This window comes from Enterococcus sp. 2STP, assembly GCF_032465635.1.
Classification (GTDB): domain Bacteria; phylum Bacillota; class Bacilli; order Lactobacillales; family Enterococcaceae; genus Enterococcus_B; species Enterococcus_B lactis.
The window spans coordinates 211,208-224,375 of the sequence record NZ_JAWDJH010000019.1; the positions used below are offsets into that span (position 1 = coordinate 211,208).

Below are 13,168 nucleotides of genomic sequence, written 5' to 3' on the forward strand. Positions count from 1 at the left end.
ATAATAGAAAATACCAAAATTCCCCACGAAGCAGAGCTATTCAAACACTCTTGATGAACTAAAAAAGTGCTATTTCATCCGTCTATATCCTCCTATCACATATTAAGACTTTAATCGACCGATAGGACATCCTCCATTCGATCTGACCGTCCCTCTGTATATCCCTACATACCAGAATCTTCCTGTAGCAAAATCTTTGTCGTAAGACCAACTTTGTAAATATAATTGCCCACAATAAATACCATCATTATATATAATTGTATTTGTTAGACCGCTTAAAGTAGCCGATCGTCTTGTATGGTAGATAACTTTACTACCTCTGCTATTGATAGTACTCATTACCTGCTCAGCACTTAAATCATTTGTATCGGCATGTATTTTTTGTGAAAAAGCGGTTAATCCCCATATAACCATTGTTAAAATAAATAAATTCTTAAATTTTTTCGCTTATATATCTCCTTCCCTGAAATTTATTTTTGAAGGAATCGGTAAAGGTAAGGAATGGTGATAAAAATATCCCTCATAATATCCTCGAGTTCCATTTGAAACAGGCATTTCCCTATATTTTCCAAGCCAACCTCGATAGGCTCCAGATTGGAAGAATGCAACAGCTGGAGCAGGATTTCCAGTCGTTGTCCATCCACTTGTCCAATAACGTGTCAATATAGCTTGTGGAGAAATAGCGATAAACTTCATTTGATCGAAATCAAAAATAGTGGTTTCTACAATGTGAGAAGGAGCATCCTCACCATAGCTAAAATCTTTTGTTTCAGCATGGACACCGTTATTACTTAATAAAAAACAGCAACGGACAGTAAAAAACAGCTAAATAAAAAACATTTTTAATCATAAAAAACCTCCATTTCTATTTTTACACTCTGTTCATACATTGAATTTTTATGCACATCAAACAAAACTTCAATTATATTACCATCATTCTTCAAATATGGTAAAATATAAGAAAAATAGAGATTAAAGGAGAGGATCACATGAAAAAAAAGTTATTAAAAAGAACTATTTATACATCACATTTGTTATTATTATTCATAATCAGCGGTTGCAATTCGAATTACAATAAAATAACTTATGTCACAATAGAACAAATTACAGCTAATGGAACCTTACAAACTAGAGGAACTTATATTTTAGATAATGGGTATTTAGAAATCAGTAAAGAATTTAAACAAAATATAAATTTAAATACCTCTCCAACAAAATTGTTAAGCGAAACCGATCGACTGTTACTGGCTGAAATGATTAAAGAAGACTTTCCTTCCGAAACTATTTCTACTGAAAATCCAGAATTACTGCAAAGTTTCAACAGGAAAGTCAAAAATGGAAGAGTGGAAATCGATTCTGATAATAAAAAAACTTATCTAATCGGAAAAGATTACAAAAAGGAATTTACATGGGTAGCTGACAATCAAGCAAGGCTAAAAGATTCATTCGGGGTCGAATACAGTTTTACAACGGATAGCAAATAGGACTGTGACAAAAATCGTGTCACAGTCCTTTATTTCGAACAAACGGTGTTCAAACAGCTGACCCTCGGTATTAGCTCAACCAACGGCAAAATATGAGGAACTATTTTTCCGTTTGCTTCTCTACTACTCAGGTCAAAACGCTGATTTCACAACCTCTTGATAAACGGTGTTCAAAAGCCAGTTTCTCGGTATTAAGCCAAATTTATGCAAAAATGTAGAAAGCCATTTTCACAAAATTTTTCTTAATACTCGAAACTAAGCGACTTTTTCACAACCTCTGATTCACGGTGTTCCAGAAGTAGCTTCTTCGGAAATAAGCCGAAATGTTACAAAAATTTGAGAAGCAATTTTCGTAAATTCCTTCTTATTTCTTGAAGCTGACCACTTCTGTCACAACCTTATTAAAACCTATTCAATTTTTAGTAACAATTATTCTTCTTTACACTATTATTATTTTTTACTATTTGACCATTTAAATCAATTTAATTTCTTTTGCATATGATCATAAAGATGACCACTGATCATCCGCTGACCGACCACTTTGAAGCCATGGCGTTCGTATAATTTTTTAGCCTTTGGATTTTTTTCATCCACACTTAGTCCGATGACGGAGCGATTCGCTTTCTTCGCCAATTTAGGTAATGCTTCTAATAATCGTGAACCGATGCCTTGCCCTCTAAAATCTTCTGATACACTGATAGAGTCCAAATACCATTCATTGGGAAACGTTTCTTTATCAATGAACAAACGTGTAGACGCATCTAACTGATATTTTTCTAAGATAGGTACTAGTGGCTGATCGATGATTGCTTCTTCTTCATCTGTATAACCGTAAGCAACTCCTGCAACTTTACCGTCTATTTCTTCTACGATACCTCGTGAATAACTGTAGCGATAATTTGGATCAGTGATTGCTTCTTCTAAAATCTCTAAAGTTTTTTGTTCCCCTGTCTGCTTCAAAAATGGCAATTCCATGTCTTTTAGAATCACTAAAATCAATGGGGCGATTTCTGGAGCATCTTCTTTTCTCGCAAAACGAATCATAGTTTCCTCTCCTTTTCTCCATTCTAACATGCAGAAAAAGAAATCGCAAAATCGTTATTTTAAAAAATCTTCTATCTTTTCAGTAATGAAATAACCATGAGTAACGATTCTTGCCGCTTCAGTTCGGCAATAAGGGCAGACGATTGGCATTTCTTTATCATTATGTTCGACTACATTATTGACTTCTTCGTATGCAAATTTTTTTCCGCAATTAGGGCATTTCATTTTTTCCATGTTATCTCAACTTCCTTTCATCTTTACCCTCTTAGCTTACTCTTATATTGAAAAAAAGAGAAGCGATAGCCTTTTTCTATGCAGATATCCATACCTGTTGAGTCTGTTTTCCATCAATTAATTGGACTTGATAATACGGACGTTCATCTTTAACTACAATTGCCCACTCTTTCACTTTTGCTTTTTTCCCGTAGTAGCTGACTGCTTCCTTCATCGCTGCTTGCGGTTGCTTGAACTCTTCCGTTTTTTCTATGTCAAATAGAGGTTCTGCTGTTTTTTCTGTATGATTCCTTACAGTTGCTTTCCCAGTGGACGGATTGACTGCTATGACTTGTCCTTCACAAAAAAACTGGTATTCATATGTTGCATTCGTAGGATTATCCAATTCTTTTTCCACTGCAAAATGGATAGAAGATATATTATGTTTTTTTGTTTCTTTTTTAGCGATTGCTGCTGCTTCGTTCAATGAGATCCGATATTCTTGATCACTAATATCATCCAAGTGAAAAGCGGCGCTGAGCAATCCTGTCATACCGGTAAACAATATTACGATGAGGGCAGCAGCACCAAACATCATTTTTTTCATTCTTCATTCTCCTGTTTCTTTTTTTAAAGAATATCAAGAAATGAACGAACGAAAAATCGAATGAAACGAAAAAAAAGTGACAATTTTGTTATCTTTATTCGTGTAGTTCTAACGGCAATCCGTCTGGATCAAAGAAAAACGTCATTTTTTTACCTGTAAACGTATCTTCTCTTACCGGTTCAGATTCGATCCCTAGGGAATGCAATTCTGCAATCGTTTCTTCGATATCGTCTACTTTAAAAGCAAGATGACGCAAGCCACAAGCTTCTGGATAGTTTGGTCGTTGTGGTGCATTGGCAATTCCAAAAATCTCCAATTCGGCACTTCCTAGTTTCAGATCTAATTTATAGTCATCTCGTTCTTTGCGGTAGTTTTCTCTGATTACTTCAAATCCTAATTTATTAACATAAAAATCACGTGATTTCTGATAATCTGAAACAATGATGGCTACATGATGGATCGTTGAAAGGTTCATATAAGCACTCCTATTCTTCGTTTAAATTCGTATCTATCTTATTCTCCAGCTCTATTGTAAATGTGTCAGCTTGAAAAAAATAGCTGTTTTTTCTTTTTATAAGAAAAAAGGCAAAAAAAAAACAGAAAGTAGGTCCTCCAAGACACTCTTCCTGTTCCCAATATAATAAATGAAAGTAAGAAATTATATTTTCAAGAAAACAAACAGAAAATTATCATAACACAAATTATTTATAATTGAAAGACTAGTTTTTTTTCAAGAAAAGCATACAATAGATTGTGTTAGTAAATACAGAACACACTACATTTAGTGTCTTAAGGAGTCCTCATACATGAAGTCATATTTTCAGTTTTTAGCTCATCAGCTAAAAGGCTGGCCGCAACAAAATTATTATCTTTTCTTTTTCAGTCTTGGCTGTCAGGTCATGACTCTTGTCAATAGTCCCATCACTTGGCTGTCCGTTATCACATTTATCGGTACCACGCTTGGTGTATTGTGTATTTTATCCATCAATGCGGCAAAATCAGTCAACGGTATTTTAGGTATTTTGTCTGCGATTTGTTTTATTATCGTTGGATTTTCAGCAAAAAACTATTTAAGTATCGGTGAACAGATTGCTTATATGATCACATTGGATATCCCCGTATTGTTAAGCAAAGAATGGAATCATAATATGGCTTCAAAAATCCGAAAATTCACTGGAAAAAGCTGGTTTATCGCAATCATCAGTACTTTCCTTGTCTATCTTGTTTCAGGATTCCTGATTGGTCGTTATACAGATGATCCTCGCCCATGGGTAGATGCCATTGCTTTTTCCATTAGCTTGACTGCTGGCATCATCAGTTTCTTGCGTTACAATAACCAATATTACTGGTGGTTAGCTTCAGGGCTTGCACAAATGGTCCTTTGGTATATTTCATTTACGCATGGATCTGCAAGTTTGGCAATGTTCGTGAACAGCTCTGTTTACTTGCTGAATGATGTCCTTGCATTTACCGTTTCTCCTTGGTATAACCAAAAAGAACGTGAACGTATGCAAAAAATGGAAGAAGAATACTACAACGCACAACAACACGCATAAAAATAGGCTTTCTCTCTATTTTTAGAGAGAAAGCCTATTTTTTATAGTAATTCCTTCAGATACTTTCTTGCCTCATCATTGAAACGCAGTGATTCTTCTAATTTCTGATAATATTCTAACGCTTGTTTTTGCGCTTCAGTAAAACGATAATGTTTTCCTTTCCATTTGTCGATCGTCTCTTGTACATGCCCAGAATGGATATCCTTCACTACTAGCTGCCATTTTTCTTTTGAGACTGTGTGCTCTTTCTTATCAGCAGATTGTACGGCTTCTCGTTCTTTACGCAATACTTTTAAAAAACCATTTCTGACTATCCGAGGAATGCTATCGAAGAACCCTTCCGTAAAACCATAGCGACAATATTGCTTCCAAATAAATAGATAGATTTTTGGTTGGATGAACCGTTGTTTTTTCGCAAAATATTCCATCTGAGCAATGACTTCTGGTGTTCGCTGACGTTTTGTCTTTCTCAATGCGGAAATAAACGTTTCAAAATAAGCACTAGGATGTGCTGGCACTTCTTCGTAAACGATGGATTGCCAATCTTTACGTAAAAATGTGCGATAGTTGTTCAAGAATTCTTCTACATCCTTTACTAATTCTTCTGCAAAGGCGTCAAACAGTTCTTTCTTTATCTGTCGCTTTTTTGGCTGCCCATTGATGTGTTCACTGATTTTCTTGATTTCATTTTCCAATGCTTGATAATCCGCTATGTAAATCGGCATTGCCGCTTGGCGAAATTCTGCGAGGCGCTGTGCTAATTTTATATCCGGTAAATATGGCTGTTTCATCCGTCGATTTTGGTATAGGACAAAACAGTATTTTTGCCATAGTTCTTCAGGAAAATCGATATTCTTTTGCTTAAGCCATAATAATTCATCTAAAGCCAGATCGACTTTTGTCATTCCCTGATGGATCGAAGCTGCTACTGTCGGAGAAACATGCAGGTGATCGGCAAAGTGGTTGATACCTAGCTTTAGGGTCTTTCCGGTTTTTGGCGATTTGACGATATATTGCACTTTTAATTCTCTCCCACATTCGCAATACAATTTTTGCTGGCTTCGTTTTGTTCGAAAAAACGGATTGATCTTGAAGTCAGAAAACACCCAATCTGTTGCTGCCAAATAATGTTCTTCCATAAAACGAGAGCTGATTAGATATCGGCGGTGCTTATCGACTAGTTCCCGCTGTTTTTTTGTTAATTTTGCATAGATCTCCCAACGTTGACTGCTTGTGTATTGTTTAGAGATCTTAATAGGATAGCTTTTGTTGATTTCTTTTGGAAACCATTCTTCAAAGACGGATTGCCATTCTTCCACGGCTATTTCTTTCCTTTCTAATTACAAAAAGCTGGCTACTAACATAACGTTAGCAACCAGCCAGTGTTTCTTGCTAAATTAGTGAGTTGTTCCGGCATTCCCGGAAATATCTTCTTTATTTTCTACTGCTGCTTCAACTGCATAAGTCAAAGAAGAAGCAATGTCTTCCAGAGACATAGAAGGTGTACCCACTGGACGATCGATCACTTGATCTGGTGAGAATGGTACGTGGATGAACCCACCGCGAATTGCAGGGAATTGCGTTTCGATCAAATGAAGCAAACGATACATGATATCGTTGCAGACAAATGTTCCTGCTGTATAAGAGATGTACGCTGGTAGACCATGATTTTGTACATTTTTTGTCATTGCTTTGATTGGCAATGAAGTAAAGTAAGCGGCTGGACCGTTTTCTTCTAAAGCCGTATCAAATGGCTGATTTCCTTCATTATCAGGAATTCTTGCTTCTGCTAGATTGATTGCGACACGTTCGAACGAGACTGCTGACCGTCCGCCTGCTTGTCCGACACAGATCACGACATCTGGTTGGTGCTGTTGGATGGCTTCTTTGACTACTTGACTGCTTTTTTCGAATACGGTCGGTACTTCCACTTTGATTATTTCAGCACCGCTGATTTCATCTGGCATTTTCTTTACTGCTTCATAGGCTGGATTCACTTTGTCCCCACCAAATGGATCAAAACCTGTTACTAGTACTTTCATCTGTTGTTCCTCCGTCCGATTGATTTAACATATGATTATCTTTTATCTTACCATTTTCCTTGAACAGCGTAAATAAAGGAAAGAAGAGTTTAAATAACATAACAGTGTAAACTTAATATATTCTTATAAAAAAATGGTGTTCCACTACTTTGAAAGCGGATTATTTTGCTATAAAATAAAGATTGTCTGATGGAAATATCACCTATACCATTTATTAAAGAAAGGAAGTAAGAAATGAAAAAAATAACACTAGTTTGCAAAATAGGACTTCTTTTAGGAAGTACCGTCACTAGCATGGTGCAAGCAGAAGTACATGCTGACACAGTCACAGACTCAAAAAACGAAATACGGATAACCGAGCAAATGCCTCGATCAGGCGGGGTCATTTTGGATGATAGCGGGAAAGTGATTGGCACGACAGATCCCTCTCTCATAACGGATGCCCCTTTAGAAAGTAGAGGATCTGTCCATATCCACCGCGGACATTGGACATACGGGACGCATAGTTGGCCGAGAGTAGCATGGGGAACCAAACAAGCTTGGTCAAATTTTAATCATTATGATTACTATCACTATGCACGAGCAGTGGTAGGAGCTAAGTCAAGTACTGTTTTCGCTCCGGCAAATCGCTATGCCTATGCTACTGCAACAGGTAACAGCAAATACACTGGCTTAGCGTATTACGGCTGGTGATTAGCCACTTCTAAGTAACCACACCGATGTTTTCATCAGACGTCATTAAAAAGTTGCTACCTATTTTAACAGTAAAGGATCACATTTCATGAACAATAAACTTATTCGGTTGAATTTATTTGTCTTTTTTTCTATCCTTTCATTCATGATTTTCTTTTATATCCGAGAAACGACACAAGAAAGGATCATCGCCGACAGCTATTCACTTCCTGAACAATACCAATCGTTCGATCTACCTCGAACGATCCAAGACGATCGACAAAATTTTTCGAGAAACCTGTCCATTTTGCTCGAAACGGCAGAAGAAGAACAGTTGAACGTACTTTTTCGTGAAACAAATTTCACACCCAAAATCACGAACGGAAAGCCTGACCCAAGTGTTGATTTAGTCGTGATCGACTATTTTTCCAATGAGCCTGATTTGAGAACACTGCTGAATCAGCCTTCGGCAAAGCACCTCTCAACCCAACACTATACGATCAATTACGCTACGTTCAACAATCATCCATTGGCAGAGCTGCCTTCCTTTAAAGAAGCGACGAAATTTGTAGAGAGCCAAAATACAGAGCAGGTATCAGCGTTCATCGAAAGCTTGACGACTAAGTATAATGAACTCTACCAACCTTCATTCACGGTGCAGGATTTTCAATATACCGACCATCCAGAAACTATCATGTCGCTTGATCATCGCCCTGTGAGAAACCTGATTGTTATCAGTCTGGTCTTCTTTCTATTATTCACCGCTCTATGGCTATTCGACAATGCAAGAAAGTTATCGATCCTACGATTGAACGGACTCTCCTGTGCAGCGATCTTGTATAAAGTACTGATAAAACATCTACTTTTCCTGTTCGGATCGTGTTGTTTGGTCCAGCTAATTTTTGATTCATCGATCTTCCTTTTGAACATGTTCCACCAATTCGCTTTTTTTACCGTATCTATCATTAGTTTGCTATGTGTCGTTTATTTCTTATGCACCACTTCTTTTGTGGAGAATCTAAATAGGAAACCGTATGCCAGAACTTTTATTTTCTCACTTTATTTCTTCAAGACAATCGCCTTTGTCTGGTGCTTGGCGAGTCTCCTTCCACTTGTAGAACTGGTCAATCTGTCGCTTCTTCCTTCTACGTATCCGGATGAATTTTCTGAGTATGCAGTATTTTATAATATCTATTCAGGGAAAAACAACCATGAAGTCATTAGTATCGAAAACAATGTATTAAGTGCCCAACAAGACCGCTTGTATCAATATCTAGAAGAAAACGGGATGCTACTGATTGGTACCATCAGTTACTTTATGGAAGAAGAAGAAATCAACCGCAAAATTTGTGTAAATGTCAATTATTTGCAAAAATACCCGATCATCAGCGTAACTGGACAAAAAATAGCGATCTCTCCCGAGGAAACACAACGTGTCTTTCTAATACCGGAAAGATTGGAGAACCAGTTCCAAGAAATCAAAGAACATTACTTGCATGGCTACTTTCTGGATGAATCACAAGCTGATTTTTATCTCATCCGGTCCAAACAAGAAATCCATACATTCCATCCAGATGAAGAGATCATTCACTATCCGAATGTCATCGAAGTCCAAACAAGAAACAACAGTGCGGGAAACCTCCGGCAAATCATTAATGGTGGTGGATATTTCGACCCAATCAAAGTTCCTATCACTCAATCGGTCGAGAAAACATTCGAACCAATCAAAAAGGTACTGGAAGAAAATTATTTATTGGACAACTACCCAGTCCTCACTCCGCTTTCAGAAATCAAAAAAGTAGATTTACAAAGAGAACTTGGTGAAATCAAACGACATAGTCTGGAAATTCTCTTCGCTCTTTATCTTTTGATCACGATGATTGCTTATCTCGTGCTGATTTCTTTGAAGATCAAAAAGCAGAAATATACGATTTGGCGATTGAATGGTATTTCCATGATCAAAACTTATCGTATGATTTTCTTGCCGTTTTTCATACAATATGGTGCATTGGTTTTATATACGACTTTCATGGATGCGCCTTTTGCTTGGATCCAAAGTCTGATTCTTTTTTCTATCTTAGAGATGGGAATGATTTTCTTCACCTTGCACCGTTTGGAAAGAAAAGAAAAAGCAACTATATTAAAAGGAGAATGATAGCCTGATGCCTCTCATCCAATAAGATCATGTAACGAAAACCTACAAACAAAAACTTGTTCTGGATGCTGTCTCCTTGTCGATCGATCAAGGAGAATTTTGGACGATCCACGGAAAAAGCGGTGCAGGAAAATCCACCCTATTGAATCTTTTGGGACTCATTGATTCATTCGATGAAGGAACGGTCTCGCTCTTTGGAAAAAATGCGCCGAAAATCAACAGCAAAGCAGCTCTTTTACTACGGAGAAATAAAATCTCCTATCTTTTCCAAAATCATGGATTGATTGAAGATGAAACGATCATGGACAATTTAAACATCCCCTTCATCTATCGAAAGACCAGACGAAGAGAAAAAATCAAGCTGCAGCAAGAAGCTCTTGCCAAGGTTTCCTTAGACTATCCATTGAAAACAAAAGTTTATCGTCTTTCTGGCGGAGAAAAGCAACGCCTAGCTTTTGCCAAACTCCTACTAGAAGACAAAGAATTGATCCTAGCAGATGAACCCACTGGCTCTTTAGATAACGAGAACCGTAACCATATCTTGGATCTGCTATTCCAACAGCATCGCGCGGGGAAAACAGTCATCGTTGTGACCCATGATCCTTATATCATCGAAAAAAGTCCACGCTCTTTTTCAATTGATTCTTGGCAGGAAACTAAAAAAAAAGATTGTGAAATCAGCGCTCTGACCTGAGTATTAGAGAAACAAAAAGGGGGTGTGACTAGTGTCACACCTCCTTTTCCGAATAAATGGTGTTCCAGAAGTAGCTTCTTCGAAAAATAAGCCGAAATTCCACAAAAATTTGAGAAGCCATTTTCGTCAATTTCTTCTTATTTCTTGAAGCTGAACACTTCTGTCCCAACCTCTTTTTTTATTTAAATAAAATCATGTAAGCAATTTGGAAAACAAGCATGAACAATGCAATGAAAAGTTGATTTTTGATCACGCCGTATTTATCTTTCATCTCCAGCATCGCCACTGGCACGATATTGAAGTTAGCAGCCATCGGTGTCAGCAAGGTTCCACAAAAACCGCAAGTCAACGCGACCATTCCTATTAATGCTGGATTCGCTCCATGGCTAAATACGAATGGTGCACCGATACCAACCGTCATCACGGTGATAGCCGCAAATGCATTCCCCATGATTACCGTAAATATCACCATGCCAAGAGCGTAAATGATGATACCGATGTTCACATTTCCTTCTGGAACGATCGTACCTACGACATTGGAAATCACTGTCCCAACTCCGGCACTTGTAAATACCGCACCAAGAGAAGCTAAAAGCATGGGCAACATACTTAACGGCCCTACTGTGCCCAGCATATCTGCTGCGTCATCTAAAAATGTGCTTGGGCGATTATCTCGAGAAAAGAACATCAAGATCAGCATAGCCGCAAAAACACCGACACCCACACCGACTAAAGCACCTAAATTGGTGAATAAAGCAAACAAAATCGCAAAGACACCGATACTCAAAGCTGGAATAAATATTTTCATTCCTAGTTTGTCTGACATTTTTTCCATATATGCTTTTGATGGAAGCCGACTTTCTCCTTTGCTGACTCTCTTAGCAATCGCCGGTATGGTCATCGCAAAGATCAAGCCGCCGTTCACGATTGCCGGAAGCCATCTTCCTCCTGCAATAACTACCCCTAAAACCGTCCAGAAAAAGGCTGAGCCGTAACGATGAGGATTGGTTTGATCTGTTAAGTTTCTTACTCCAGTGTAAATCAACACAAGTCCCATCACGATATAAAGAATCTCCAATAGTTTATCGCCTAACAAAATATCAGGATTTGTAAAAAAGTCCATCTTATTGCCCCTTTCCTGAATAATATTTCTTCGCTAGCTTCTTTTCTTTAAGATAGAAGTAGACACTTGCCACGACTAAAGCTGTGATGGCCACTGGAACTTCCACTAAAGCAAGCTGTCCCAATGTTACGTCATATCCTAGATCTTTCAATGTGGATTGGACTAGCAATGCCCCTGCTCCTCCGATGAACAGTACTTGTCCAAAGAACCAGCAGACATTTTCCATAGCTGAAGCCATCCCTTTTAGTTCTTCTTCATGCTTCGGATGGACTTCTAACCCTTTTGATTCGATGGTCCCCAATGCCATAGGTAGAATGATCGGACGAACAAATCCAGCAACTCCACCAAAACTCACGTTAAAAGCTGCAAAGATCATTCGAAAGATCCCATAAATATCTACGATCATGCCAGCAGATACTTTCTTGAATCGCTTGATCAAGGAAGCCGCTGATTCTTTCAGACCATTTCTTTCAAGTGTTCCTGTCGCCAACATAATGATGATGAAAATCGCCATCCCACGATTGTTCACAAAACTTGTGCCTAAAAGTTCTAACATTCCTTGAATGCCAAGACCGCCAGTCAAAGCTGTCACAACTAAAGCAACCATTACGATCAATATCGAGTCTAATTTAAATGCGAATCCGAGAATAACGATCAATACGCCTAAAAGGCTAAGATAATTTTCCATGTATTTCCCTCCATAAAATGACAATATTTTTTTAATTATAATGCAAAACACATAAAAAATATAGCTGTTTTCTCACGAAATAGACACTATTTTTAAATATTTTTCGTTATTTTTTTATTATATAATTTACCTTACTTATTGTAAGATAAAGCTTTTTTCAATCTAATGCTTGATAATAAATAAAAATAAGGAACAGCTACCGTTTTTTTAAAATGATTTATAAATAACAGATTAGTTCTATGCTGTATCCGTCAATGCTTGATACACCTTACTAAGAAGAATCAGATTGCCGATATCTGGATAGGTGTGCTATACTACAGAAAAAGATATACGAACTGCCACCGGGTAGGATAAAGAGGATGATCATTCCATTAGGTCTTTGAAGGGATGATTTTCCTCTTTTTGTGTATTTTTTTATAGTGAAGGAGGAATGTAAGTATGGCATGGATGGAATTAATCATAGCAGGGCTTTTGGAAGTATTCTGGTCAACGATGATGAAATGGAGTGATGGTTTTTCCAAAGTCAATTATTCTTTCTACACAGTGATTGGCATGATTGCTAGTTTTTACTTTTTGTCAAAGGCAATCAAAAGTTTGCCGATGAGTCTCTCTTATCCTATTTGGACAGGGATTGGCGCAGTTGGTTCGGTCATTATTGGTGTGGTCTTGTTTCATGATAAGCTGAATCTTTCCACTTGGTTCTTTGTCGGGTTGCTGCTCATCAGCATCATTGGCATCAAGATCACTAGCGGTCACTAGATACTTAGACAAGCAGACAAGGAATGATCAGAAAAAGCGGGGCTTTTTATTTGATATTCCTCTTTCTATGAAAAAACAAGAAAATAAGACTAATGACCTAGCGACTTCTCTACTCATCAGGTGTATGCTTG

At 37.6% G+C, this 13,168-nt stretch carries 13 protein-coding genes and 1 pseudogene; 6 read left to right on the forward strand and 8 right to left on the reverse strand.

Translation table 11 applies throughout. The annotated features are described in order from the left end of the window. Window positions 1-989 precede the first annotated feature (989 nt). On the forward strand, window positions 990-1,484 hold the full coding sequence (locus tag RWU19_RS08685) for a hypothetical protein (RefSeq protein ID WP_002308379.1): 495 nt from the start codon (window positions 990-992) through the stop codon (window positions 1,482-1,484). A gap of 477 nt (window positions 1,485-1,961) precedes the next feature. On the opposite strand, the gene RWU19_RS08690 is transcribed toward RWU19_RS08685, so the two are convergent. The 4 genes from RWU19_RS08690 to RWU19_RS08705 form a co-directional block, all read right to left on the reverse strand. After that, a complete protein-coding gene (locus tag RWU19_RS08690; protein ID WP_002346106.1) occupies window positions 1,962-2,528 on the reverse strand; it encodes a GNAT family N-acetyltransferase in 567 nt (188 codons plus the stop codon). A gap of 54 nt (window positions 2,529-2,582) precedes the next feature. Then, window positions 2,583-2,762 carry a hypothetical protein gene (locus tag RWU19_RS08695; protein WP_002308376.1) on the reverse strand — a complete coding sequence of 60 codons (180 nt, stop codon included), beginning with the start codon at window positions 2,760-2,762 and terminating at the stop codon, window positions 2,583-2,585. A gap of 76 nt (window positions 2,763-2,838) precedes the next feature. Beyond that, window positions 2,839-3,348: a hypothetical protein gene (locus tag RWU19_RS08700; protein WP_024634973.1), complete on the reverse strand. Its 510-nt coding sequence runs from the start codon at window positions 3,346-3,348 to the stop codon at window positions 2,839-2,841. A 94-nt stretch (window positions 3,349-3,442) separates the two neighbouring features. Further along, complete coding sequence (locus tag RWU19_RS08705; protein ID WP_123838257.1) at window positions 3,443-3,823, reverse strand: VOC family protein; 381 nt, start codon at window positions 3,821-3,823, stop codon at window positions 3,443-3,445. Between the two features lie 331 nt (window positions 3,824-4,154). Here RWU19_RS08705 and pnuC point away from each other — a divergent pair, with 331 nt between their 5' ends. After that, on the forward strand, window positions 4,155-4,904 hold the full coding sequence (gene pnuC, locus RWU19_RS08710; protein WP_002287078.1) for a nicotinamide riboside transporter PnuC: 750 nt from the start codon (window positions 4,155-4,157) through the stop codon (window positions 4,902-4,904). Window positions 4,905-4,945: 41 nt separating this feature from the next. Here pnuC and RWU19_RS08715 read toward each other — a convergent pair whose 3' ends face one another. Next, on the reverse strand, window positions 4,946-6,223 hold the full coding sequence (locus RWU19_RS08715) for a hypothetical protein (RefSeq protein ID WP_123838258.1): 1,278 nt from the start codon (window positions 6,221-6,223) through the stop codon (window positions 4,946-4,948). A 78-nt stretch (window positions 6,224-6,301) separates the two neighbouring features. Further along, on the reverse strand, window positions 6,302-6,946 hold the full coding sequence (gene pcp, locus RWU19_RS08720; protein ID WP_123838259.1) for a pyroglutamyl-peptidase I: 645 nt from the start codon (window positions 6,944-6,946) through the stop codon (window positions 6,302-6,304). Between the two features lie 234 nt (window positions 6,947-7,180). Between pcp and RWU19_RS08725 the strand changes: the two genes are divergently transcribed. The 3 genes and pseudogenes from RWU19_RS08725 (at window position 7,181) to RWU19_RS08735 (ending at window position 10,467) form a co-directional block, all read left to right on the forward strand. Continuing rightward, window positions 7,181-7,639 carry a lactococcin 972 family bacteriocin gene (locus tag RWU19_RS08725; RefSeq protein ID WP_260241437.1) on the forward strand — a complete coding sequence of 153 codons (459 nt, stop codon included), beginning with the start codon at window positions 7,181-7,183 and terminating at the stop codon, window positions 7,637-7,639. 88 nt (window positions 7,640-7,727) lie between these two features. Then, complete coding sequence (locus RWU19_RS08730; protein WP_123838260.1) at window positions 7,728-9,773, forward strand: bacteriocin-associated protein; 2,046 nt, start codon at window positions 7,728-7,730, stop codon at window positions 9,771-9,773. Window positions 9,774-9,780: 7 nt separating this feature from the next. Continuing rightward, window positions 9,781-10,467: pseudogene (locus tag RWU19_RS08735) on the forward strand (putative bacteriocin export ABC transporter). Between the two features lie 178 nt (window positions 10,468-10,645). On the opposite strand, the gene RWU19_RS08740 reads toward RWU19_RS08735, so the two are convergent. Both RWU19_RS08740 and RWU19_RS08745 read right to left on the reverse strand, forming a co-directional pair. Beyond that, window positions 10,646-11,590, reverse strand: coding sequence for a DUF979 domain-containing protein (locus tag RWU19_RS08740; protein WP_123838261.1), 945 nt, complete (start codon window positions 11,588-11,590; stop codon window positions 10,646-10,648). Window position 11,591: 1 nt separating this feature from the next. Beyond that, window positions 11,592-12,278, reverse strand: a complete 687-nt coding sequence (locus tag RWU19_RS08745) for a DUF969 domain-containing protein (RefSeq protein ID WP_002308360.1) — start codon at window positions 12,276-12,278, stop codon at window positions 11,592-11,594. 438 nt (window positions 12,279-12,716) lie between these two features. On the opposite strand from RWU19_RS08745, the gene RWU19_RS08750 reads away from it, so the two are divergent. Next, the gene (locus RWU19_RS08750) at window positions 12,717-13,037 is read left to right on the forward strand and encodes a DMT family transporter (RefSeq protein ID WP_123838116.1); all 321 of its coding nucleotides are present in this window, start codon (window positions 12,717-12,719) and stop codon (window positions 13,035-13,037) included. The last annotated feature ends 131 nt before the right edge of the window (window positions 13,038-13,168 follow it).

Coding starts and splice junctions, on each gene's coding strand:
- RWU19_RS08705 (WP_123838257.1), bottom strand. CDS start 3,823: ATGAACCTTTCAACGATCCATCATGTAGCCATCATTGTTTCAGATTAT.
- RWU19_RS08685 (WP_002308379.1), top strand. CDS start 990: ATGAAAAAAAAGTTATTAAAAAGAACTATTTATACATCACATTTGTTA.
- RWU19_RS08730 (WP_123838260.1), top strand. CDS start 7,728: ATGAACAATAAACTTATTCGGTTGAATTTATTTGTCTTTTTTTCTATC.
- pcp (WP_123838259.1), bottom strand. CDS start 6,946: ATGAAAGTACTAGTAACAGGTTTTGATCCATTTGGTGGGGACAAAGTG.
- RWU19_RS08750 (WP_123838116.1), top strand. CDS start 12,717: ATGGCATGGATGGAATTAATCATAGCAGGGCTTTTGGAAGTATTCTGG.
- RWU19_RS08700 (WP_024634973.1), bottom strand. CDS start 3,348: ATGAAAAAAATGATGTTTGGTGCTGCTGCCCTCATCGTAATATTGTTT.
- RWU19_RS08690 (WP_002346106.1), bottom strand. CDS start 2,528: ATGATTCGTTTTGCGAGAAAAGAAGATGCTCCAGAAATCGCCCCATTG.
- RWU19_RS08725 (WP_260241437.1), top strand. CDS start 7,181: ATGAAAAAAATAACACTAGTTTGCAAAATAGGACTTCTTTTAGGAAGT.
- RWU19_RS08745 (WP_002308360.1), bottom strand. CDS start 12,278: ATGGAAAATTATCTTAGCCTTTTAGGCGTATTGATCGTTATTCTCGGA.
- RWU19_RS08695 (WP_002308376.1), bottom strand. CDS start 2,762: ATGGAAAAAATGAAATGCCCTAATTGCGGAAAAAAATTTGCATACGAA.
- pnuC (WP_002287078.1), top strand. CDS start 4,155: ATGAAGTCATATTTTCAGTTTTTAGCTCATCAGCTAAAAGGCTGGCCG.
- RWU19_RS08740 (WP_123838261.1), bottom strand. CDS start 11,590: ATGGACTTTTTTACAAATCCTGATATTTTGTTAGGCGATAAACTATTG.